General features: G+C 65.7%; 16 protein-coding genes. 8 read left to right on the top strand and 8 right to left on the bottom strand.

All coding sequences use genetic code 11. From position 1 onward, the window contains the following. The first annotated feature begins 28 nt into the window (after nt 1–28). Together SR3_RS01920 and SR3_RS01915 are read left to right on the top strand one after the other, a co-directional pair. Entirely contained in the window at nt 29–3,220 is a 3,192-nt protein-coding gene (locus SR3_RS01920) for an efflux RND transporter permease subunit (RefSeq protein ID WP_068080082.1), read from the top strand. A gap of 10 nt (nt 3,221–3,230) precedes the next feature. Continuing rightward, nucleotides 3,231–4,634 (top strand): efflux transporter outer membrane subunit, encoded by a 1,404-nt coding sequence (locus SR3_RS01915; RefSeq protein ID WP_068080080.1) that lies wholly within the window; start codon nt 3,231–3,233, stop codon nt 4,632–4,634. A gap of 76 nt (nt 4,635–4,710) precedes the next feature. Here the strand turns inward: SR3_RS01915 and SR3_RS01910 are convergent, their stop codons facing one another. The 3 genes from SR3_RS01910 to SR3_RS01900 are packed head-to-tail and all read right to left on the bottom strand — an operon-like array spanning nt 4,711 to nt 10,416. Next, nucleotides 4,711–6,099: an efflux transporter outer membrane subunit gene (locus SR3_RS01910; RefSeq protein ID WP_068080128.1), complete on the bottom strand. Its 1,389-nt coding sequence runs from the start codon at nt 6,097–6,099 to the stop codon at nt 4,711–4,713. Between the two features lie 38 nt (nt 6,100–6,137). Next, entirely contained in the window at nt 6,138–9,272 is a 3,135-nt protein-coding gene (locus SR3_RS01905; RefSeq protein ID WP_068080078.1) for an efflux RND transporter permease subunit, read from the bottom strand. 4 nt (nt 9,273–9,276) lie between these two features. Further along, nucleotides 9,277–10,416 (bottom strand): efflux RND transporter periplasmic adaptor subunit, encoded by a 1,140-nt coding sequence (locus SR3_RS01900; protein WP_068080126.1) that lies wholly within the window; start codon nt 10,414–10,416, stop codon nt 9,277–9,279. Nucleotides 10,417–10,581: 165 nt separating this feature from the next. On the opposite strand from SR3_RS01900, the gene SR3_RS01895 reads away from it, so the two are divergent. The 3 genes from SR3_RS01895 (at nt 10,582) to SR3_RS01885 (ending at nt 14,095) form a co-directional block, all read left to right on the top strand. Further along, nucleotides 10,582–11,361, top strand: a complete 780-nt coding sequence (locus SR3_RS01895; RefSeq protein ID WP_084454834.1) for a response regulator transcription factor — start codon at nt 10,582–10,584, stop codon at nt 11,359–11,361. A 15-nt stretch (nt 11,362–11,376) separates the two neighbouring features. After that, complete coding sequence (locus SR3_RS01890) at nt 11,377–12,759, top strand: ATP-binding protein (RefSeq protein ID WP_068080076.1); 1,383 nt, start codon at nt 11,377–11,379, stop codon at nt 12,757–12,759. A 175-nt stretch (nt 12,760–12,934) separates the two neighbouring features. Further along, nucleotides 12,935–14,095: a pyridoxal phosphate-dependent aminotransferase gene (locus SR3_RS01885; protein ID WP_068080074.1), complete on the top strand. Its 1,161-nt coding sequence runs from the start codon at nt 12,935–12,937 to the stop codon at nt 14,093–14,095. 360 nt (nt 14,096–14,455) lie between these two features. On the opposite strand, the gene SR3_RS01880 is transcribed toward SR3_RS01885, so the two are convergent. Beyond that, nucleotides 14,456–14,911: a MarR family winged helix-turn-helix transcriptional regulator gene (locus SR3_RS01880; RefSeq protein WP_068080123.1), complete on the bottom strand. Its 456-nt coding sequence runs from the start codon at nt 14,909–14,911 to the stop codon at nt 14,456–14,458. 162 nt (nt 14,912–15,073) lie between these two features. Between SR3_RS01880 and SR3_RS01875 the strand changes: the two genes are divergently transcribed. The 3 genes from SR3_RS01875 to SR3_RS01865 all read left to right on the top strand — a co-directional run bounded on the left by SR3_RS01875 (nt 15,074) and on the right by SR3_RS01865 (nt 17,438). Continuing rightward, nucleotides 15,074–15,733: a 2-dehydro-3-deoxy-6-phosphogalactonate aldolase gene (locus SR3_RS01875; RefSeq protein ID WP_068080072.1), complete on the top strand. Its 660-nt coding sequence runs from the start codon at nt 15,074–15,076 to the stop codon at nt 15,731–15,733. 85 nt (nt 15,734–15,818) lie between these two features. After that, nucleotides 15,819–16,604, top strand: coding sequence for an SDR family NAD(P)-dependent oxidoreductase (locus SR3_RS01870; protein WP_068080121.1), 786 nt, complete (start codon nt 15,819–15,821; stop codon nt 16,602–16,604). Nucleotides 16,605–16,724: 120 nt separating this feature from the next. Next, nucleotides 16,725–17,438 carry a GntR family transcriptional regulator gene (locus tag SR3_RS01865; protein WP_157098580.1) on the top strand — a complete coding sequence of 238 codons (714 nt, stop codon included), beginning with the start codon at nt 16,725–16,727 and terminating at the stop codon, nt 17,436–17,438. Here the strand turns inward: SR3_RS01865 and SR3_RS01860 are convergent. The 4 genes from SR3_RS01860 to SR3_RS01845 are packed head-to-tail and all read right to left on the bottom strand — an operon-like array spanning nt 17,435 to nt 21,999. Next, a complete protein-coding gene (locus SR3_RS01860) occupies nt 17,435–17,740 on the bottom strand; it encodes a hypothetical protein (protein ID WP_068080068.1) in 306 nt (101 codons plus the stop codon). The genes SR3_RS01865 and SR3_RS01860 overlap by 4 nt on opposite strands. 4 nt (nt 17,741–17,744) lie before the next feature. After that, nucleotides 17,745–19,979, bottom strand: coding sequence for a CHASE2 domain-containing protein (locus tag SR3_RS01855; RefSeq protein ID WP_068080066.1), 2,235 nt, complete (start codon nt 19,977–19,979; stop codon nt 17,745–17,747). Then, on the bottom strand, nt 19,952–21,307 hold the full coding sequence (locus SR3_RS01850) for a FecR family protein (RefSeq protein ID WP_068080064.1): 1,356 nt from the start codon (nt 21,305–21,307) through the stop codon (nt 19,952–19,954). The genes SR3_RS01855 and SR3_RS01850 overlap by 28 nt, the downstream gene beginning before the upstream one ends. Then, nucleotides 21,304–21,999, bottom strand: a complete 696-nt coding sequence (locus SR3_RS01845) for a response regulator transcription factor (protein WP_068080063.1) — start codon at nt 21,997–21,999, stop codon at nt 21,304–21,306. The genes SR3_RS01850 and SR3_RS01845 overlap by 4 nt, the downstream gene beginning before the upstream one ends. Between the last annotated feature and the right edge of the window lie 405 nt (nt 22,000–22,404).

Here is a 22,404-nt window from a genome sequence, read left to right as displayed (position 1 = left end):
CCTCTTTCTCACGGGACACCCCCCTCCCATGCGACTTTCCCGCTTCTTTATCGACAGGCCGATCTTCGCCGCCGTGATCGCCGTGGTGATCATGGTGGTGGGCGCGCTGGCTTTCGTCAGCCTGCCGATCAGCCAATATCCCAACATCGTGCCCCCCACGGTGACGGTCGCCGCCCAATATCCGGGCGCCTCGGCCGAAACCGTGGCCAACACCGTTGCTTCGCCCATCGAGCAGGAGATCAACGGCGTCGACAACATGCTCTATATGAGCAGCCAGTCGACCGGCGACGGCAAGGTGACGATCACTGTCACCTTCAAGGTCGGCACCGATCTCGATACCGCTCAGGTGCTGGTGCAGAACCGTGTTGCCGTGGCCGTGCCGCGTCTGCCCGAAGAGGTGCAGCGCCTTGGCGTGGTGACGCGCAAGACCACGCCGGACTTCCTGATGGTGGTCAACCTGCAGTCGCCCGACGGCAGCCTGAACCGCGATTATCTGTCGAACTATGCCCTCACGCAGGTCAAGGACCGCTTGGCGCGTCTCGACGGCGTGGGTGACATCAACCTGTTCGGCTCGCGCGACTATGGCATGCGCATCTGGATCGATCCGGGCCGCGCCGCCGCGCTGAACCTCACCGCCGGTGAGATCGTCGCCGCCCTGCGCGCCCAGAACGTTCAGGTGTCTTCCGGCGCGCTGGGTCAGCCGCCTGCCAACCATGGCGATGCCTTCCAGCTCGGCGTGGAAATGCAGGGCCGTCTGACGGAGCCCCAGCAGTTCGCTGATATCGTCATCCGCAGCGATGCCGATGGCCATCAGGTGCGCGTGCGCGATGTGGCGCGCGTGGAGCTGGGCGCTCAGGACTACAACATCAACACCTATCTCTCGAACAAGCCCACCGTGGTGATCGCGGTGATGCAGCGTCCGGGCTCGAACGCTCTGGAGGCTGCGGCCAAGGTCAAGCATGAGATGGACACCATCTCCAAGACCTTCCCCAAGGGCATGGAATATTCGGTGATCTACAACCCCACCGAATTCATCAGCCAGTCGATCGACGCCGTCTACCACACGCTGTTCGAGGCCGTGGTGCTGGTGGTGCTGGTGATCCTGATCTTCCTGCAGAACTGGCGCGCGGCGATCATCCCGATCATCGCCATTCCGGTTTCGCTGGTGGGTTCGTCCGTGGTGCTGCTGGCGCTGGGCTATTCGCTCAACAACCTGTCGCTGTTTGGCCTTGTGCTAGCCATCGGCATCGTGGTCGATGACGCCATCGTGGTGGTCGAAAACGTCGAGCGCAACATCGAGAACGGGCTCTCCCCGCTGGAAGCCGCCCGCGTCTCGATGGACGAGGTCTCGACGGCGTTGGTCGCCATCGTGCTGGTGCTCTGCGCGGTCTTCGTGCCCACGCTCTTCATCACCGGCCTGTCGGGCGCGTTCTATAAGCAGTTCGCCGTGACGATCTCGACCGCGACGATCATCTCGCTGGTGCTCTCGCTGACGCTGTCGCCTGCCGCCGCCGCCCTGCTGCTGCGCCACAAGCATGGCAGCATCGCCGACGATCACAGCAAGCCTGCCTGGCAGCGCCTGCTGGCCCGCGCCGCCGACCGCTTCAACGCGGGCTTCGAGCGCATGTCGGACGGCTATGCCCGTCTGACCCGCCGCCTTCTGGGCGCTCCGAAGAAGGTGATGCTGACCTATGCCGCGCTGATCGCGGCGACCGTCGGCATGTTCGTCATCACCCCCTCGGGCTTTATCCCGGCGCAGGATCAGGGTTACTTCCTCGCCGTGATCCAGCTGCCTTCGGGCGCTTCGCTGGAGCGCACCGATGCCGTCACCCGTGAGGTCGCGGCGAAGATCCTGCCCATTCAGGGTCTGCGCGGTGCGGTGATGTTCGCCGGTTTCCATGGTCCCTCGCAGACCTCGGCGCCGAACTCTGCCGCCATCTACTTCCCCTTCAAGACCTTCGACGAGCGCAAGAAGCTGGGTGCCACCTACAAAGGCATCATGGATCAGGCGCAGAAGGCCGTGGCCGGGTATGACAAGGCTCGCATCATTCTGGTGCCGCCGCCGGTCATTCAGGGCATCGGTGCTGCCGGTGGTTACCGCTTCATGCTTCAGGACCGCGAGGGCCGTGGCTATGACGCGCTCAACAAGCAGGCCTGGGCGCTGATCGCCAAGGCGAATGCCGAAAAGGGTCTGCATCAGGTCTACACGCTCTTCGACGTCGGCACGCCGCGCGTCTGGGCCGATGTCGACCGCCGCAAGGCCGATCTGCTGGGCGTCCCGCCCGAGCGTATCTTCGAGGCGCTGCAGGTCTATCTGGGCTCCAGCTTCGTCAATGACTTCAACCTGCTGGGCCGCACCTATCACGTGACTGCCCAGGCCGATCAGGCCAGCCGCGAGACGGTTGCCGATATTGCCAATCTGAAGACGCGCTCGAACACCGGCCAGATGGTGCCCATCGGTTCGGTCGCCACCTTCAGCGACAAGACCGGCCCCTACCGCGTGGTGCGCTACAACCTGCAACCCGCTGTCGAAATCGACGGTGACACGGCTCCGGGCTATTCGACCGGCCAGTCGCTCGCCACGATGGAGAAGCTCGCCGACACGCTGCCTGCCGGTTACGGCGGCGACTGGACCGACATTGCCTATCAGCAGAAGTATGCCGGCAACACTGCTGGCGTGGTCTTCGGCATGGCGGTATTCTTCGTCTTCCTGGTGCTGGCCGCGCAGTATGAAAGCCTGGCTCTGCCGCTGGCGATCATCCTGATCGTGCCGATGTGTCTGCTGGCCGCCATGCTGGGGATCAATCTGCGGGGGATGGACAACAATGTCCTCACGCAGATCGGTCTGGTGGTGCTGATCGCCCTTGCGGCCAAGAACGCCATCCTTGTGGTGGAATTCGCCAAGCAGGCCGAGGACGAACAGGGCATGGACCCGGTGGAAGCCGCCGTCTTTGCCGCCCGCACCCGTCTCCGTCCGATCCTGATGACCTCGCTGGCCTTCATCCTCGGCGCCGTGCCGCTGGTGATCGCCACGGGCGCCGGTGCCGAACTTCGGCAGGCGCTGGGCACGGCGGTGTTCTTCGGCATGGCGGGCGTGACCGGTTTCGGCCTGCTCTATACCCCCAGCTTCTATGTGCTGCTGCGCAAGTTCTCCCTGCGGATGGCCCGCCGGAAGAACCGCAAGGCCACGCATGACTCCGCCTGGCAACCGGCGGAATAAGGAAAGACCCATGAAGATCAGGATGATCCTTCTGCTGGCGACCACCAGCCTGCTGGCCGCCTGCGCCGTGGGGCCCGATTACAAGGCCCCGAAAACCGCCCCCGTGGCTGCCGCTCCCTTCACGGGGGCGGCGAGCCCGGCCTTCACCCAGGACGCCGCCGTCGATCACTGGTGGAGCCTCTACAATGATCCGCTGCTCGACCGGATGGTGGACGACGCCCTCAAGGCCAACACCGACATCCGCGTGGCGGCGGCCCGTGTGGAACGCGCCCGCGCCCTGCTGCGCAACGCCAAATCCGCGCGCCTGCCCAGCACCACGCTGGACGCTTCGGCCACCCGTGAGCGCTTTTCCGCCGCCCAGCTGAACTCTGCCAACCAGCAGCGTGAGGCGTGGTATTATGATGGCGGGCTCTCGCTCTCCTATGAGGTCGATCTGTTCGGCCGCGTGCGGCGCGGGGTCGAAGCGGCCCATGGCGACTGGCAGGCCGTGGAGGCCGATGCCGATGCGGTGCGCCTCGCGGTGATTTCGGACACGGTGCGCGCCTATCTCGATGTCACCACCAGCGCCGAAAGGCTGAAGGTGGCGCAGGAGACGGTGACGCTGCTCGACCAGTCGATCCGCATCACCGGGGCGCGTGTCGATGTGGGCCGGTCCGACCGGCTCGACCTGATCCGGTTCCAGACGCTGCGCGATCAGCAGGCCGCCATCATTCCGCAGCTTGAGGCCGATCGCAAATCGGCCCTGCTGCGGCTGGCCACGCTGACGGGCCGCGCGCCTCAGGATCTGCCCGCCGATGTCACCGCTCAGGTGGTCACGCCGCATCCCGCCAAGCCCATTCCGGTGGGCGATGGCGCGGCGCTGCTGGCCCGCCGCCCCGATGTCCGTGCTGCCGAGCGCCGTCTGGCTGCCGACACCGCGCGCATCGGCGTGGCGACGGCGGACCTCTATCCGCGCATCACTTTGGGCGGATCGGTGGGCTCCTCGGCCTTTACCGGCATGGATGTGCTGGGATCGGAATCCTCGCGCTGGTCCATCGGGCCGCTGATCAGCTGGAACTTCCCCAACATCGCGGCCACCCGCGCCAAGATCGCCGCCGCCAAGGCCGACAGCAAGGCCTCGCTGGCGACGTTCGACGGCACGGTGCTGACCGCGCTTGAGGAAACCGAGCGGGCGCTCTCCACCTATGCCCATGCTCAGGAGCGCACCGATACGCTGGCCCGCGCTCAGGATGAGGCTGCGCGGGCCGCGCGCATCAGTCTGGCGCGGCAGCGGGAAGGGCGGATCGACTTCCTGACCGTGCTGGATGCGCAGCGCACGCTGGCGCAGGCGCAGTCCGATCTGGTGGCGGCGCGGCGCGATGCGGCCTTTGCTCAAGTCGATGTGTTCCGTGCGCTGGCTGGCGGCTGGAGCTGAGATTTTCCAACCTCAACGCAAAAGGGGCGGAAGGTCTGACCTTCCGCCCCTTTTTTTGTGCGCTGTTGCCGCCCGTTTACAGCGTGTCGTCAGCACCGATGGCGGTGTAGAGCGACAGGCGGTTCGACAGATCCGCCAGCGTGGCCGCCACCTGCGTCTGGCGCGCCGAATAGAGCGTGCGTTGCGCGGTCAGCACATTGATATAGGCGGCGGTGCCAGCCTGATATTGTGCATCCGACAGCGTCAGGCTCTTTTGCGCGGCGCCGACCAGACGGCCTTGCGCCGCGCGCTGATCGTCGATGGTGCCGCGCCGGGCCAGCGCATCGGACACATCGCGGAACGCGGTTTGCACGGCCTTTTCATACTGGGCGGCATTGGCGTCGCGCGTGGCCTTGGCCTTGTCCAGATCGGCAAAGCGCGTGCCGCCGATCAACGGCAGCGAGGCGGTGGGCGAGACGGTCCACCCCTTCGAGCCCGAGTTGAACAGGTTGGACAGAGCCGTGCTGGCAAAGCCGCCCGTCGCCGTCAGGCTGATCGTGGGGAAGAAGGCCGCGCGGGCCGCGCCGATGCTGTAATTGGCACCTTTAAGCGTATGCTCGGCCTCCACCACGTCCGGGCGTTGCAGCAGAACGGTGGAGGAGAGGCCAGCGGGCACCAGCGTGATGGTGCCGTCAATGTCGCTCAGCGATGTCGGCAGCAGCGCCTCATCGATATGAGCGCCCACCAGCAGATCGAGCGCATTGCGGTCCTGCGCCACCTGCGTGGTGGCGCTGGCCATATCGGATTGCGCGGTGGCCAGCACGGTCTTGGCGCTTTCCACGTCCGGCGCATTGCCAAGGCCCGCGTCCAGCAGCGATTGTGTCAGATCCAGACTGCGCTTCGCGCTGGCGGCGGTGTCCTTGGCGATCTGGAGCAGATCCTCGTCCGAGGCCAGCGTGACATAGGCCAGCGCCGTTTCCTGCACCAGACTGAGCTTGGTCGAGCGCATGCCCGACTGGGTGGAGAGATAGCTCTCGAACCCGGCGCTGGCCTGATTGCGCAACCGGCCCCACAGGTCGATCTCGAAGGAGGAGATGCCCAGATTGACCGCATTGTAGCCGCCGATGGAGTTGGCCGCGCCGCTGCCGCCGGTGCGGCTGCCCGCCGCATTGGCGTTGATCGTGGGGAAAATCCCCGCACGGTCGGCGCGGTAGGTGGCGCGCGCCGCCACCACATTGGCCACCGCGGCGCGCAGGTCGCGGTTGTTGGCCAGCATCTGGGTGATGACCTGCTGCAGCTTGGGATTGGCGATCAGCTGCTGCCAGGTGAGGCCTGCCCTGGCCCCGCTCTGGTCGGGCGCGGGATAGGCCGCGCCGGTCGGCCATTGCTCGGCCACCGGGGTGGTCGGGCGGACATATTTGGGGGCCATGTTGCAGCCCGAAAGCAGCAAGGCAGCCAGCGACAGGGAGAAGCCAAGGCCTCTCATGTTGGTTGAGGCGGAGCCTCTCATCTGGGAAGCGCGCATCATGCGGTCTCGCTCGGATTTTCGTCATCGGCGCGGTGGAACAGCTTGCCGATCACCATGAAGAACAGGGGGACGTAGAAGATGGCCAGCACCGTGGCGGTGAGCATGCCGCCCGCCACCGCCGTGCCGATCTCGACCCGGCTGGCGGCGCCCACGCCGCTGGCGATCACCAGCGGGAAGACGCCCGCGATGAAGGCGATCGAGGTCATCAGGATCGGGCGCAGGCGCAGCTTGGCCGCTTCCAGCACGGCATGCAGCATGTCCTGCCCTTCACGGCGGGCCGCTTCGGCGAACTCCACGATCAGGATCGCGTTCTTGGCCGCCAGACCGATGGTGGTGAGCAGACCGACCTGAAAATAGATGTCGTTCTGAAGCCCGCGCACCGTGACGGACAGCACCGCGCCGATGATCCCCAGCGGCAGCACCATCAGCACGGCCAGCGGCACCGACCAGCTTTCATAGAGCGCGGCAAGGCACAGGAACACCACCAGCACCGAAAGCGCATAGAGGTAAGGCGCCTGACCCGAGGACTGGTTCTGCTGATAGGACAGCGAGGCCCAGGCATAGGTCAGGTTCGGCGCGATCTTCTGCTGAAGCGCGACGATTTCCTTCATGGCGTCACCCGAACTGACGCCAGGGCCGGCACTGCCGTCGATCTCATAGGCCTGCTGGCCGTTGAAGCGCGAGACGATGTTCGGGCCATTTTCCCAATGGGTGGTCGCAAAGGCCGAGAAGGGCACCATGTTGCCGTTGGTGCTGCTGCGGACATACCATTGGTCGATGTCCTGCGGCAGCATGCGCGAGGCGGCGTCGCCCTGCACGAAGACGCGCTTCACACGGCCACGGTCCACGAAGTCATTGACGTAACTGCTGCCCCAGGCGGTGGTCAGCACATCGTTGACGTCCGCCTGGGTCAGGCCCAGCACGGCCAGCTTCGCCTCGTCGATCTCGATGCGCAGCTGGGGCGCATCGGCCAGCGTGGCGGCGCGCACCTGAGTCAGCTTGGGATCCTTGTTGGCTTCCGCGATCAGCTTGTCGCGCAGGCCCTCGAAGGTGGCGCGATCGAGGTTGGCGGTGTTGAGCAGCTGGAAGGTGAAGCCGCTCGACTGGCCAAGGCCGCGAATGGCGGGCGGCGCCAGCGGGAAGACGATGGCGTCGCGCACCTTGCTGAACTGCATCATCGCGCGCTTGTTGATCGCGGTGACGGAGTCCTTGCTGCTGGTGCGCTCGTCGAAGGGGGCGAGGGCGACGAAGCCCATGCCCGCATTCTGGCCCTGGCCGTTGAAGCTGAAGCCGTTGACGACCATCGCCTGAGCGACGTTCTTCTTCTCCTCGCCCATGTAGAAGGCCTGGATCTGGTCGCCGACCTTCTGCGCGCGCTCGTCCGTGGCGCCCGAGGGCAGCTGGAACATGACCATGGCCATGCCCTGATCCTCATCGGGCAGGAAGCCGGTGGGCAGGCGCGTGAAGAGCAGCGCCATCACCACCACAATCGCGGCGAACACGCCCAGATGCAGGGCGCGGCGGGCGATCACGCCCTCCACCTTGCCCAGATAGGCGGTGGTCTGCCGGTCCAGCCAGCGGTTGAACTTGCCGAAGAAGCCGGTGCGATGCAGCGGATCGTGATCGCCCGCCTTGAGCATGGTGGCGCAGAGCGCGGGCGACAGCACCAGCGCCACGACAACCGAGAGCATCATCGCCGAAACGATGGTCACCGAGAACTGGCGATAGATCACGCCCGTCGAGCCGCCGAAGAAGGCCATCGGCAGCAGCACGGCGGACAGCACCAGCGCGATGCCGACCAGCGCCGAACTGATCTCGTCCATCGACTCGATGGTCGCCTCGCGCGGATTCATGCCCTTTTCGGTCATCAGGCGCTCGACGTTTTCGACGACGACGATGGCATCGTCCACCAGCAGGCCGATGGCCAGCACCATGCCGAACATCGTCAGCGTGTTGACCGAATAGCCGAACAGCGCCAGCACGCCGAAGGTGCCCAGCAGCACCACCGGCACCGCGATGGCGGGCACCAGCGTGGCGCGCCAGCTCTGCAGGAAGAGATACATCACCACCACCACCAGCAGGATGGCGATGACCAGCGTATCGATCACCTCGTGAATCGAGGTCTTCACGAAGGTCGTGCTGTCGACCGGATAGGCGATCGTATAGCCCGACGGCATGCCCTTGGAGAGCTGCTCCACCTTGGCGCGCACGGCGGCGGCGGTCTTGATGGCGTCGGCCCCGGCGGCCAGCTGCACGGCAAGGCCCGAGGCGGGGTGGCCGTTGAGGCGGGCGGTGAAGCCGTAATCCTCAGGCCCAAGCTCGGCGCGGGCCACGTCGGAGAGGCGCACCACCGAACCGTCGGTCAGCGTCTTGACCACGATGTTGCGGAACTGCTCGGGCGTCTGCAGGCGCGATTTGGCCTTGACCACGGCGTTGATCGCCTGACCCTTGACCGCAGGCTGCTGGCCCAGCTGGCCAGCCGACATTTCAATGTTCTGGGCGCTGATCGCGCTGGTCACGTCGGAGGGCATCAGCTTGCGCGCGGCCAGCTTGGTCGGGTCCAGCCAGACGCGCATGGCATATTGCGCGCCGAAGACCTGGGTCTGCCCCACGCCGTTCACGCGGCCGATCTCGTCGTTGATATGGCTGAGCATATAGTCGCCGAGATCGTAGGAGGTGGCGCGGTTGCTCTCGTCATAGATCGCGACGACCATCAGGAAGTCGGCCGCGGCCTTGGTGACGGTGACGCCGCGCGTCTGCACCTCGGTGGGCAGGCGCGATGTGGCCTGCTGCACCTTGTTCTGCACCTGCACCTGCGCCGTATCCGGGTTGGTGCCCTTGGCGAAGGTGACGGTGATCGTCGCCGTGCCGGAGGCCGAGGAGGTGGAGGAGAAATACAGCAGATTGTCGATGCCGGTCAGCTGCTGTTCGATGATCTGGGTGACGCTGGATTCCAGCGTCTCGGCCGAGGCGCCCGGATAGGTCGCGGTGATGGCGATCTCGGGCGGGGAAACGTCAGGGTATTGCTCGATGGGAAGCGACATGATCGCGCCGGTGCCTGCCAGCATGATGGCGATCGCCACCACCCAGGCGAAGATCGGCCTGTCGATGAAGAAACGGCTGATACTCATGGGATCAGCTCCCGATCTTCACGAGAGTCTGTTTCACCGTGGCGCCGGGCAGGGCCTTGTCGGTGCCCTGCACGATGAGATGGTCGCCGGGCTTGAGCCCTTCGGAAACCACCCACATGTTGCCCACGGCCTTGACCGGCTTGATCTTGCGCTGCTCGACCTTGTTCTGCGCATCGACCACCAGCGCATAGGGATCGCCCTTGGCGTCACGCATCACGCCCTGCTGGGGGGCCAGCACGGCGTTGGGCACCACGCCCTGCGGCGTTTCGATGCGCACGAACATGCCGGGCAGCAGGATGCGCTGCGGATTGGGGATGCGGGCGCGCAGCACCACCGTGCCGGCGTTTTCATCCACGGTTACTTCGCTGAATTCGATGGTGCCGGTCTGCGGATAGTCGCTGCCGTCTTCCAGCTTCAGGTGAACCGTGGCGCTGGCGGGCAGCACGCTGCCATTGGCCAGCTGCTTGCGCAGCGCCAGCAGCTGGGCGCTGGACTGGGTGATGTCGACATAGATCGGATCGAGCTGCTGGATGGTGGCCAGCGCCGTGGTCTGCGCGGCGGAGACCAGCGCGCCCACCGTATAGGCCGAACGCCCGATGCGGCCCGAAATCGGCGCCAGCACCTTGGTGTATTCCAGATTGAGATCGGCGGCGCGCAGATTGGCCTCATACTGATGCAGGCTGGCGCGCGCGGTGCCCGCCGCGGCGGTGGCGTCGTCGATGTCCTGCCGGCTGACGGCCTGCGTGTCGCTCAGCTTGCGGTAGCGGTCGACCTTGTTCTGATTGGTGATCAGCGTGGCCTTCGCGCTTTCGATCTGCGCGGCGATCTGATCGCGCGAGGCCTTGTAGCTGCGCGGATCGATCAGATAGAGCGCCTGACCGGCCTTCACGTCGCTGCCTTCCTTGAACAGGCGCTGGCGGATGATGCCATCGACCTGCGGGCGCACGTCGGAGGTGTTGGTGGCGGTGATGCGCCCGGTCAGCTCGGTGCTGAGCGCGGCCTGCGTGCCCTGCAGCACGACAGTGCCGACATCGGTGGGGGGCGGCGTGGGGGGCGCTTTCTGGCCGGAACAGGCAGCCAGCGCGGCCGCAAGAGCCAGAGGTGCGGGCATCAGGGCGAGGGGGCGGGGGGCAAAATGACGCATGCCGGTCAAATGCTCTTTTGCGCTGCAACACGCCACAAGTTTTTCGGTAAAAATTTGTCCTCCCGCTTGTCGCTGCGTAGACGAACGTAGGGCTTTGTATCAGTCTGTAGGCAAGGTCTGCCCCGGTTGGACAAGGCTGTGCGCAGGCGATAAGGCCGCAAGGCGATGACTGTGCCTTCCGCTTCTTTCAGCCCTTCGGGCAGCTCTGCTTCCAGTAGCTCTTCTGGCGGCAGCGTGCTTGTGGTGGATGACGATCCCGATATTCGCGAGCTGATCATCGCTCAGCTGGAGCGGGAGAATTTCACCGTGCGCGCCGCGGGCAGCGTGGGGGAAACGCTGGCCGCGCTGGAGGATGCGCCCGCCGATGTGGTGGTGCTCGATCTCAACCTGCCCGATGGCGACGGGCTGAACCTGTGCCGCGATCTGCGTTCGCGCGGCTATGCCGATGCGATCATCATGGTCACCGCGCGTGACAGCGCCATCGACCGCGTGCTGGGCCTGGAGCTGGGCGCCGACGATTATCTCACCAAACCCTTCGAACCGCGCGAGCTGCTGGCCCGCGTGCGCAACCTGCTGCGCCGGATCGGCGGCAGCGAGACCAGCGCCGAGGCTCTGGCCCGCCCGCGCAACGCCCGTTTCGCCCAGATCGGCCCGTGGAAGCTGGATCTGCTGCTGCGCCGTCTGGTGACGGGCGACGGGCGGCTGGTGATGCTCTCCTCCGCCGAATACCGCCTGCTCTCGCGCATGATCGAGGCGCCCAATCAGGTGCTGGGCCGCGAGGCGCTCTCGCCCGAGCGCAAGGCCACCGTGGCCTTCGACCGGTCCATCGATCTGCAGATCAGCCGCCTGCGCCAGAAGCTGGCCGCCGAGCCGGGCGGGGTGGATCTGATCATCACCGTGCGCAGCGAAGGCTATGTGCTGGCCGCCAATGTCACCTATGAGTGATCGCGGGCCGGGCCGGTGAGGCGTTTCCCGCGGCGGGTCCGCGATTTCGCCGCGTCTCTGGCCGGGCGGATCGCGCTGCTGCTGATGCTGGGCATCGTCATCGCCTCGATCGCCTCGCTGGTGGTGGCCGATCATCTGCGCATTCTGGCGCTTCAGCATCTCCAGCTGGAACGCGTGGTGGCCAGCACGGCGGACATCGCCGACCGTTTCGTCCACAATCCGCAGGCCACGCAGGGCCAGCTCGACCGGCGCGAACTCTTCGGCGTGCGCAATGCCATGCCCGATGCCGTGCTGGGCGATGCCGATCCCCGGCTGGCCGATATGCTGGAGCAAAGTCTGGGGCCGCGTTCCGCCATCACCGTCAGGCGGATCACCAACAAGTGTTTCGGCGACGCCTATGTCAACCGCAACAGCATCGCGGGGGTGAAGGGCAAGCTCGATATCGTCTGCTGGCAGGTGGGCTTCACCGATGCGCGAGGTGTGCGCCGGCTGGTCACCATCGATCTCTTCGCTCTGGAGATCCCGCATAATGGCTCGCTCGATCCGATCTATCTGTTCCTGATCGTGCTGGCCAGCGCGCTGGTTTCGCTCTGGGCCGCGCGGCTCACCACCGTGCCGCTGCGCCGCCTGACCGGGGCGGCCCAGCGTTTCTCGCTCTCCATCGATCCCGAGGCGATCCCCGTCACCGGCCCGGGCGAGGTGCGCGTCGCGCTGGAAACCTTCAACCTGATGCAGCAGCGCGTGCGCGACGGTTTCCGTGAGCGCACCCATATCCTTGCCGCCATCGCCCATGACCTGCAGACGCCGATCACCCGCCTGCGCCTGCGGCTGGAGCATGTGCAGGACGCTCCCCTGCGGGAACGGCTGGTGGGCGATCTGGCGGCCATGCAGGCGCTGGTGCGCGACGGGCTCGATCTGGCCCGCAGCAGCGAGAACCGCGAGGAATGGTCGATGGTCGACATCGACTCGCTGGTCACCAGCCTTGTCGAGGATCATATCGAGATGGGCGCGCCGGTCTCGCTTTCGAGCCAGTGCAGCGTTTCGGCCTGGATCAAGCCCGATGCGCTGACCCGCTGTCTGGAAAACCTCATCAGCAACGCCATCAAATATGGCGGCGAGGCACGCGTGACCTGCGCCAGGCGCGAAGGTCTGGTGGAGATCGCCGTCGCCGATTCCGGCCCCGGCATCCCCGAGGAACGCCTCGCCGAAATGTTCGAGCCCTTCGTGCGCGGCGAGACCAGCCGCTCACGCTCCACCGGCGGCACCGGCATCGGCCTGACCATCGCCCGGGCCCAGGCCAACAGTTTCGGCGCGGTGCTGCAACTGGCCAACCGCCCCGAAGGCGGGGTGGTCGCCCGGCTGGGCTTTCCCATCCATGGCCCTGACGGCGCGGCCTGATACCCGGCGACTTCGCCCCGGAGGGGGGTGATCTGACGTATGCCCAAAGGCGCGTTCAGCCTGTAGCCATCATTGCGGAAGGGGGACCCCGGCCATCCGATAGCCAAATGCGGGCGGACCGGAGCGTTCAGCATATTCAGCAAGGCTGGCACAGGGCCGGCAGAAGGGGACAACTATGGTCGTGTCACTCCAGGAAAACGCTCAGGAAGATCTGATCGAGCGCGGCTTCTCGCGCCGCAACTTCGGCAAGATCGCCGCTCTTCTCGGCGCCGCCGCCGCTTCGCCCACCGCTTTCATCGGCACCGCCTCGGCCCAGCAGCAGGCCGCCCGCTCGCTCAAGGGCGGCACGATCATCGGTGCCAACGAATGCTGGACCGGCCCCTTCGCTTCGGGCGTGCAGGCCATCGCCAAGTATGCCGCCGCCGGCAACCGCTACGATCCCGACGATCTGAAGGACAAGCTGATCTCGACCGTCGCCGCCACCGAGGGCGTGGACCAGTCGGTGGTCCGCATCTGGCCGGGTTCGGGCGGTCCGCTGGTCAGCATCGTGGCGGCCTTCTGCTCGCCCACCAAGGGTCTGGTCACCGTCGATCCCACCTTCGAGTCGGCCTGGCGCACCGCTGCCTATCTGGGCGCGCCGCTCGCCAAGGCGCCGCAGACCATCGGCAAGGGTGCTGACGTCAAGGCCATGCTGGCCTCCAACCCCAACGCCGGCCTCTACTACATCTGCACCCCCAACAACCCCACCGGCACGGTCACCTCGCTGGCCGACATCCAGTGGCTGCTCGACAACAAGCCCGCCGGTTCGATGGTGCTGGTTGACGAAGCCTATATCCACTTCTCGGAAGCGCCTTCCGCTCTGAAGCTCCTTGGCAACCGCAAGGACCTCATCGTGATGCGCACCTTCTCGAAGCTGTTCGGCATGGCGGGTATCCGCCTGGGCCTGACCTTCGCGGCGCCGGAAGTGCAGCAGAAGATCGCCCTCTACAACGCCGTTTCGGGTGGCATCTCGATCACCGCCATGGCCTGCGGCGCGGCGGTCTACACCGAAGCCGGCCTCATCAAGGCCCGCCGCAACGAGATGATCGCCAACCGCGAGGAAACCCTCGCCTGGCTCGGCAAGAAGGGCATCGAATATCACCCGGGCGCCGAGGCCAACATGTTCATGGTGAACTGGAAGAAGCCCGCCAAGGAAATGCAGACCGCGCTGTTGACCGAAAAGGTGCAGATCGGTCGCAATTGGCCGATCTGGCCGACCACCTCGCGCATCACCGTGGGTTCGGCCCAGGATATGGCCAACTTCCGCGCCGCCGTGGAGAAGACTTACAAGGCTTGAGAGGGCTCCGGCCATCGCGGCTAACCCCGCAGGCCGGATGAGAGCGGGAAAGGCGTCCGGTCCTTCGGGGTCGGGCGCCTTTTTTGTTGTTTCAAGGGGTTGTGGTGGAAAGTTGATAAGAAGAAAGAAGAGGAGATGCGAGGGGGGGTACCCCCTCGCACGCCCATTCCGTCTTCCGGCTCATGGGCAGTGGCGCCGAAACGGTGCGCCCAGCCGCTCCACCTGCAGGACCTCAGGCCCCGCAGGCATAAATCGCGTGCATCTGCCTGCGGCGCGGCGACTTTGCTCTGCTGCCGAACCCGAAGCGCCACGCAGGCAATAAAGGGAGCGCGAGGGCGATGACCCTCGCATTTCCCCTTTTTACCTGGCTTGCTGAAACAACCTCTTACGCAAAATCTTCAACGCGCCATCCAGCGAGCGCAGCTCCTCCAGCGACATGCCCAGCCCCTCGAACACCTCTTGCGGAATGCACGAAGCCTGTGTTGCCAGCTCTCGCCCCTGATCGGTCAGCGATACGCGCACCACGCGCTCATCCTTGCTGTCGCGGCGGCGGGTGAGGTGCCCGGCGGCCTCCATGCGCTTGATCAGCGGGGTGAGGGTGGAGGATTCCAGAAACAACTGCTCGCCGATTTCGCTGACGGTCTGGCCGTCTTTCTCGCGCAGCAACACGATCAGCAGATATTGCAGATAGGTCAGCCCCAGCCGGTCGAGCAGCGGCTTGTAGAAGCGATTCACCGCCAGCCCGGTCGAATAGACCGAGAAGCAGAGGAAATCGTCCAGCGTGCCGGTGACGGAGGAGGGGGCTTCGTTCTTCATTCCCGCAATATAATCGAGTGCGATTGAATTGCAAGGAAGGCTCATGCCCATCGCGCGGTGGCATTTCCGTTCTAGTCCGACTAGAAACCCCTGCACGAGCCTGCACGGAACGTGGCGGCCTGTCGGCTGTTGCCGTTGTATGCCTGCGATGGAGTTTGCCCGATGAGTGCGATTGCCAATCTGTCCGCCGCCATGAGCCATTGTCCGTTGGTCGCCATCTTGCGCGGGGTGCGCCCCGAAGAGGTGGAGGCCGTGGGCGAACAGCTGGTCGAGGCTGGTTTCAGCATGATCGAGGTGCCGCTCAACTCGCCTGATCCCTTTGACTCCATTGGCCGTCTGGCGCGTCGTTTCGGGCCTCAGGTGCTGATCGGCGCGGGCACGGTGCTGACGCGTCGCCAGGTGGCGCAGGTGCATGATGCGGGCGGACGGCTGATCGTTTCGCCCAATGTCGACACCGATGTGATCGCCGCCAGTGTCGAGGCGGGCATGGTCAGCCTGCCGGGCTTTTTCACCGCCAGCGAGGCTTTCACCGCGCTGGATGCCGGGGCCACGGGGCTGAAGCTGTTCCCGGCGGAGGGTGTGGGGCCGTCCTATGTGAAGGCTCTGCGCGCGGTGCTGCCTGCCGATACGGCCTTGCTGGCGGTTGGCGGCGTGGCGGTGGACAATCTGTCGGACTGGTTCGCGGCGGGTGCGGATGGCGCCGGGCTGGGATCGGCGCTCTATCGCCCGGGGCGCAGCGCTGGCGACGTCGGTGCGATTGCCCGCGCCTTTGTGGCCGCCGCGCGTGAGGCGCAGGGGCTGGTGATCGATACTTCAGTCTAACGGCGGCGGTCTGGCCATGGACGCCTGCGGCAAGGCGCGCTAAGGCTCCCTGGTGATTATCCCGCAGATTTCCAAGGAGTTCCCCATGCCGAGCAACCCTTCCGATCTCTGGGCCGAGGGGCGCGTCGCTCTGGTCACCGGCGCCACCTCGGGCTTTGGTCAGGCCATGGCGCGGCGTGTGCTGGCGGCGGGCGGCAAGGTGATCGCCACCGGCCGCCGCGCGGAACGGCTGGAGTCGCTCAAGGCCGAGGGCGGCGACCGGCTGCTGGCCGTGCCGCTGGATATCCGTGATCCTGATGCCGGTCACAAGCTGGTCGCCGATCTGCCCGAGGCGTTCAAGGCCATCGATATCGTCTTCAACAATGCAGGGCTTGCGCTGGGTCTGGAGCCGGCGCAGCGCGCGCAGCTCTCTGACTGGGAGACAATGATCGAGACCAATGTCACCGGTCTGGTGCGCATCGCTCACGCCGTGCTGCCCGGCATGGTGGAGCGCGGGCGTGGCCATATCATCAATCTTAGCTCCGTGGCGGCGACCTATCCCTATCCCGGCGGCAATGTTTACGGGGCCACCAAGGCGTTTGTGCGCCAGTTTTCGCTCAACCTGCGGGCCGATCTGCTGGGGACGCCGATCCGCGTCACCTCGCTGGAGCCGGGCGCTTGCGAGACCGAATTCTCGCAGGTGCGCTTCCGGGGCGACGATGGCGCGGCTGCCAAGGTCTACGAGAACATGAAGCCGCTCAGCGCCGAGGATGTGGTCGATACCGCCGAGGCGGTGCTGCGTCTGCCCGCGCATCTCAATGTGAACACCATCGAGATCATGCCGGTGCAGCAGGCCTTCGCGCCTTTCGCCATGGCGCGCACCGGGGCGTAAGCACGCCCGGCCGCAGGGGGCAATTGGCCAATGGCGGCCCTTCGCCCCCTGTGCTAGGCGCCCGGAACAGGCTGCACGCGGGGGCGTGCGGCTTTTTTGGGGCGCTGGCAGGACAGAGTGGTGGCAACGGTTACGCGTGGTGGTCTTCTCGTTCAGAATCCGGGCGACGGCATGATCAGCCTTGCCGTGCCCACTTTGGTCCAGCGGGCCTATGACCATCTGCTGGCGATGATCCTGACCGCGCGCATCGCCCCGGGCGAGCGCGTCGCCATCGATCGTGTGGCGCGCGATCTCGCCATGTCGCAGACCCCGATCCGCGAGGCACTGAGCCAGCTGGAGGCCGAAAGGCTGGTCTTCAAGCGGCCCAACATCGGCTATCGCGCCTGCCCGGAGATGGGCGGGGTGGAATTGCGCGATGCTTTCGCCCTGCGCCTGCTGGTCGAGCCCCATGCCGCTGCCGAGGCTGCGCGCAATATGGGCGAGGGGGCCCGCACCGGGCTCAACCATATGCTGCGCGAGATGGAAGGCGCCGCCGCGCAAAAGGGCGGGCAGGGGCGCTTTGCCGAGGCGCTGGCCGCTTTGCAGCGGTTGATCGCCATCGGCAGCGGCAATGCGCTGTTGGCGGGGACGATGCTGTCGCTCCATCGCCGTTTGCGCATTTTGCATGCACGGCGCGGGCCCGAGGATCAGCGCGAAACGGCGGGCGAGATGGGGGCGGTGATCCATGCTCTGGTAGCGCGCGATGCGGCGCGATCCAGCACGCTGCTGCGCGATCATCTGACGGCGGCCCATGCAAGGCTGGAGCAGGCGCTGGCGGCGCCGCGTCCGGCCTAAGACTGATAGGCCCTGTTCAGATCGAGCAGATGATGGCCCAGCACGGCTTTCCCGTCTCGATCCACGATGATGGCCAGCAGCGTGTTGAAGCGCTCCGTGCCGATCAGGATATGGTCGAAGCGCTGCGCGCCATCGCGATAGAGATGCCGCACATCGTGCAGGCCGGTCACGCCCAGAGCCTCCAGATCGATGCTGTCCACATAGGGCCAGATGTCGAGAACCGGCTCGGCGCTTTGCGTCACATCGCGCATGGGCGGTGTGAAAAAGCCAGAAAACTCTTCGGATGAAAAGAGATAGGGCATGGACCTAATCTTCATCCTCAACAGGCAAGGGTTCGTCCGGCAGCGTGTCGAACCGCATGGTGAAGGTCGTGCCTCCCGGCCCGCTCTCGCAGGCGATGGTGGCGCCGTGGCGGTCCATCACCGTCTTGACGAAGGCCAGCCCTAGTCCGGCGCTGCGTTTTTCCTTGCCGTTGCCCGCCACGAAGCGCCCGAACAGATTGCGCCGCACGGCATCGGGCATCCCTTCGCCCTGATCGCGGATCGAGACTTCCGCTTCCTGCGCGCCGGGGCCGGGCTGGATGGCGCAGGTGATGGTGCTGCCTTGCGGGCTGTATTTCACGGCATTGTCGATCAGATTGGTGAAGGCGCGCAGCAACATTTGCGGCTCGGCCATCAGGAAAACCGGTTCCTCGGCGCCGTCCAGAACGATGCCAACGCCCTTTTCGCGGGCCAGTGGGAGCAGATCGTCGGCGGCCTCGATCAGCATATCGGCCAGCATGATCTCGACCGGCTCGAACGGCGCGGCCTGAGCGCGGGCCAGTTGCACGAAGCCATCGGCCAGAGTCATGGTGCGTCGCGCATGGCGGGCGATGCGCCCGGCCAGATCGCGCGGCAAATCCGCCCCCTGCGGCCCTTCGACCATCGTGATGATCGAGGCCTGGGGCGAGCGCATATCGTGGCTCAGCAGTTGCAGCACCTCCTCGCGGGTGCGTTCGGCCTCGCGGATGGGGGTGATGTCGACAAGGCGCACGATCCAGCCGCTGTGCTGGCCATTGGCATGCTCCAGCCGGGCGCGGGCGATGACGACGCGGCGGCCATCGGCGGTGGTGATCTCGTCCTCATGGCGTTCCAGCGTGATGGCGGCCAGAATGTCGCTGAGCAGAAAGCCCGCCAGATTGCCGCCCATCATGGCGATGGCGGCGGCATTGGCCAGCGTGACACGTTCATCCACCCCGGCGACCAGCACGGCGTCGGGCAGATGCTCGATGGTGTCGGTGGCGAAGCGGCGGATGTCGCGGATGCGGTCGATCGCGCCGGCCAGTTGCTGGGTCTGGGCCTCGATCACATCGGTGGGGAGGGCGCGTTCCCGGCGGGGGAGGGCCAGATCCTTTTCCGCGGCGAAACGGGCGATTTCAGCGTCGACATAGTCGCTGATCGCCTGAAGCCGCCGCCAGCCCCAGAGTGGATAGGCCAGCAGCAGACCGGCCAGCATCGCGCCGGGCGGCGCCCACCAGCCCGCCAGCAGCAGGCCCGCCGCCGATCCGCCCAGCACCAGCAGGATCGCCGCGAGCGAACAGCGCAGCGCCATGGCGGGCGTCCAGCGCCAGAAGCCCAGCATCAGCGCCAGCACCGGCAGCACCGAGATCAACGCCAGCCAGAGCGGCGGCACGGCGCGGATCATCCGCCCGGCCAGCATCGCGTTGAGCAGATGAGCCTGAAGCTCCACCCCCGGCATGGCAGCGCCGCCGGGCAGAGGGGTGGGATAGCGGTCACCCACGCCGGTGGCGGTGGCGCCCACCAGCACGATCTTGCCGCGCAGGAAGACGTCGGGCACCTCGCCCGCCAGCACAGAGGCGAAGGGCGCGGTGGGAAAGGCGCCGGTCTGTCTGGCATAGGGCAGCAGCACCGGGGCGCCATGGGCTGTGAAGACGGGCGAGGGATGGCCCTCGATCCGGCGATAGGCCAGTTCCATCAGATGCGGCACGGGGGCGCTGACACCGGCGCTTTCGCTGAGTGCGATATGGCGGATCAGGCCGTCGCTGTCGGCCTCCAGATCGACATGGCCGATCTGCGCATGGGCGCGCACTTGCTGGATCGGGGGCACGGCGTCGACCGCCGCGCCATTGCTGCCCGGCGCCTGAAACAGCATGGGGGCGATCACCGGGCTTGCGCGCGACAGCGCCTGCCCCAGCGCGGCATCATCGGGCGTGGGTTCGACAAACAGCACGTCATAGGCGATCAGCGTGGCCCCGGCGCGGCTGAGGCGTTCGATCAGGCGGGCATGCAGGTCGCGCCGCCAGGGCCATGCGCCAAGGCGTTTCAGGCTGTCATCATCGATGGCCACGATCTGGATCCGCGGATCGACCGGCGGCGCGCGCCAGCGGATCAGCCGGTCATAGATCTGGTTGTCCAACCTTCGCGCGCCGCCTGTCCACGCCAGCGCTGCCGCAATGCCGCCGGCAAAGCAGAGGATCACGCTCCATTCCAGCAGCAGGCGGCGATAGGGGCGTTTCAGCGCTCGATCCTGATCTCGCGCCATGGCGTCCACAGATCATCATCCCGCGCGGGGCTGCTGATCGCGCCGACACGCCAGCGATAGGGGCCGGGGGGCACATCGTCCAGCCGCAGGGCGGAGCCATGGAGATTGTCCTCATCCAGCGCGAGCTTGCCCGGATGTTTGGCCAAGGGCTCGCCATGCTTGTCGATGGGGATCATCTGCACCCGGAAATGCGTGCCCGCATCGCCTGAATAGCGCCACGTCACGCGCCAGCTATGCGCCGAGAGCCGGCCGATATCGGCGTCCAGGGCATGGGCCCGCCGTTCGAAGCCCTGCGTGGCGGGCAGGCCTTCGAAACCTGTATTGGAGATGGCGGTGGCACGGGCGAACCAGTTGCCTTCGGGCAGGTTGGCGAAATGGCCTTCGGGCGTGACTGAAGAGGTCTCGGCGACGATATCCTGAAACCCGGCATCCCGCGCGATCTGGAGATGATAGGAGGCCGCGCCCGGAACCGGGGCCAGCGAAAAGAGCAGCTCATGCCCGGCCTGAAGGCGGTTGGCTTCGGCAAAGGCGGGGGCGGGCAGCAGAGGCTCGGTATGGATGCCGCCGCCCGGCGCCACTGCCGCGCCTTCGCCCAACGGGATCATCTGGGGATGGGCCGCGCCGGGCGCGCCCACGGCCACCGTGCCGCCCAGCACCTCGGTCAGCGAGGGGCCGTCTCCGTAATTGACGCGAAACACCGTGCCGCGCACCGCCGAAACGGCGATGGGGGTGCGCACCTCATAATGGCTGGCCGGGCCGACCTGCTTGGCGACGGTGGTTTCCAGCCGCCCATGCTCCACGCTGAACTGCTGGTCCAGCGTGCCGGTCAGCAGGATGCGGCGCATGCGCGAAAGGCGCACCACGCTTTGCGAGGGCATGGTCACCACAGAGCCATCCGCCGCGCGCAGGCTGAGGAAGGAGGTGGCGCCGGTCTCGATCCGCGTGCCTTCGGTCAGCACCGCGCCCTGGCTGGCGGCGTGGCGGTCCTCGCCCAGCCGCACATCGCCGCGAAAGCTGATGACGCTCGCGGTGACCGATGCGCCGCGCAGCAGGTTGACGGGAATGCGCAGATCGATGTCTGGCTGGAGATGTTCCGGGATCGGCACATGGTTGAGCTGCTGCACCACGCGATAATCCTCGACCCTGTTGAAATAGCGCCGGGCCAGATCGATCAGCGTGTCATGCAGATGGGTGTGGTAGCTCACCTCGGAGGGCGTATTTTGCGCCTGAACCGCCGAAGGCAGGCCGCAAAGCAAAGCCAAATTCAGAACCGTGGCGATGCCCGGCATCATGCGGGGCATGCGACGGGCCTGAAAGTGCTTGTTCATTCGTCCTCCGCGCAAGCCTCCAAGCGGTAGCCATAGCTTACAATCGTCTGCAAGCGGAAGTTGCCGCCCACAGCAAGTTTCAGCTTTGCCCGAATATGGGACACATGCACATCCAGCGTGCGCGTGGGCAGGCCCGCCACGCTGTTCCACACGGTATCGAGCAGATAGCCGCGCGACAGGGGGCGGTTGAGGTTCTGGAAGAACAGCAGCGCCAGGGTGAATTCCTTGGCGGTCAGCCGCTGGGAATCACCATCGAAATGGACGGTGCTTTCCAGCCGGTCGAAGCGGTAGGCGCCGAAATCGATATGGCGCTGCGGCGCGGCGCGCTGGCCGGAACGGCGCAGCACGGCATCGATCCGCGCGGAAATCACGGCGGCGGTTTCCGGCTTGACGATAAAGTCATCCGCGCCCTGGCTGAGCGTTCTGGCGATATCGCTTTTGTTATACTGGCTGGTCAGCATGATAACGGCGGGCGGAACTTCAAGGTTTTGCTGCATCCATGCCAAGACTTCGGGTCCGGTCATACGCGGCATGTGCCAATCGAGGATAACCAGATCGAAGGTTTCGCGCTGAAGTTGAGTGACGATCGACTGTCCATCGCCGAAAACCACACAGCTGTGTCCGTCACTTGCCGTAATTGACTTGATGAAATCGACGAAGGTCACATCGTCGTCAGCAATTGCGATACGCATGAGATCCCTTCATGTAGGGCTCACAATGCCCCATCCCGTATCCCTCGCCAGATATACCTTGTTGTCACTTGGCAGAAGCGCAAAGGTGAGAGAATTTACAATCCTTTACAATGGTGGCTATGACGGCCTTGTTAAGGTGCTTGATGGTGTTAACCCTGCGACAGCTTTAAGCAGCTGGAAAGAGGGTTATTAAGGCATATTGACAGGATTTTCGATCCCGGGGACAGTGCCGTATCTTTGCCTTGGCCGCGACGTGTTTTACACGGATCTGGTTAACATCGGCTTGGCCGGAGACTGGGGAAACGCGCAAATCGCCTGCCATTCGGGCGCCGAATGCCCAACGAAACGGCGCTGTCCGCTGCCCGTTCAGTGTTAAGCAATGAAAAGCGAAGGCCGCCCGGCACG

The sequence above is a fragment of the Novosphingobium rosa NBRC 15208 genome, assembly GCF_001598555.1.
Taxonomy (GTDB): domain Bacteria; phylum Pseudomonadota; class Alphaproteobacteria; order Sphingomonadales; family Sphingomonadaceae; genus Novosphingobium; species Novosphingobium rosa.
This window is presented reverse-complemented; position numbering and strand designations above follow the sequence as displayed.

Coding starts and splice junctions, on each gene's coding strand:
- SR3_RS01920 (WP_068080082.1), top strand. CDS start 29: ATGCGACTTTCCCGCTTCTTTATCGACAGGCCGATCTTCGCCGCCGTG.
- SR3_RS01915 (WP_068080080.1), top strand. CDS start 3,231: ATGAAGATCAGGATGATCCTTCTGCTGGCGACCACCAGCCTGCTGGCC.
- SR3_RS01910 (WP_068080128.1), bottom strand. CDS start 6,099: ATGAGAGGCCTTGGCTTCTCCCTGTCGCTGGCTGCCTTGCTGCTTTCG.
- SR3_RS01905 (WP_068080078.1), bottom strand. CDS start 9,272: ATGAGTATCAGCCGTTTCTTCATCGACAGGCCGATCTTCGCCTGGGTG.
- SR3_RS01900 (WP_068080126.1), bottom strand. CDS start 10,416: ATGCGTCATTTTGCCCCCCGCCCCCTCGCCCTGATGCCCGCACCTCTG.
- SR3_RS01895 (WP_084454834.1), top strand. CDS start 10,582: ATGACTGTGCCTTCCGCTTCTTTCAGCCCTTCGGGCAGCTCTGCTTCC.
- SR3_RS01885 (WP_068080074.1), top strand. CDS start 12,935: ATGGTCGTGTCACTCCAGGAAAACGCTCAGGAAGATCTGATCGAGCGC.
- SR3_RS01880 (WP_068080123.1), bottom strand. CDS start 14,911: ATGAAGAACGAAGCCCCCTCCTCCGTCACCGGCACGCTGGACGATTTC.
- SR3_RS01875 (WP_068080072.1), top strand. CDS start 15,074: ATGAGTGCGATTGCCAATCTGTCCGCCGCCATGAGCCATTGTCCGTTG.
- SR3_RS01870 (WP_068080121.1), top strand. CDS start 15,819: ATGCCGAGCAACCCTTCCGATCTCTGGGCCGAGGGGCGCGTCGCTCTG.
- SR3_RS01860 (WP_068080068.1), bottom strand. CDS start 17,740: ATGCCCTATCTCTTTTCATCCGAAGAGTTTTCTGGCTTTTTCACACCG.
- SR3_RS01855 (WP_068080066.1), bottom strand. CDS start 19,979: ATGGCGCGAGATCAGGATCGAGCGCTGAAACGCCCCTATCGCCGCCTG.
- SR3_RS01850 (WP_068080064.1), bottom strand. CDS start 21,307: ATGAACAAGCACTTTCAGGCCCGTCGCATGCCCCGCATGATGCCGGGC.
- SR3_RS01845 (WP_068080063.1), bottom strand. CDS start 21,999: ATGCGTATCGCAATTGCTGACGACGATGTGACCTTCGTCGATTTCATC.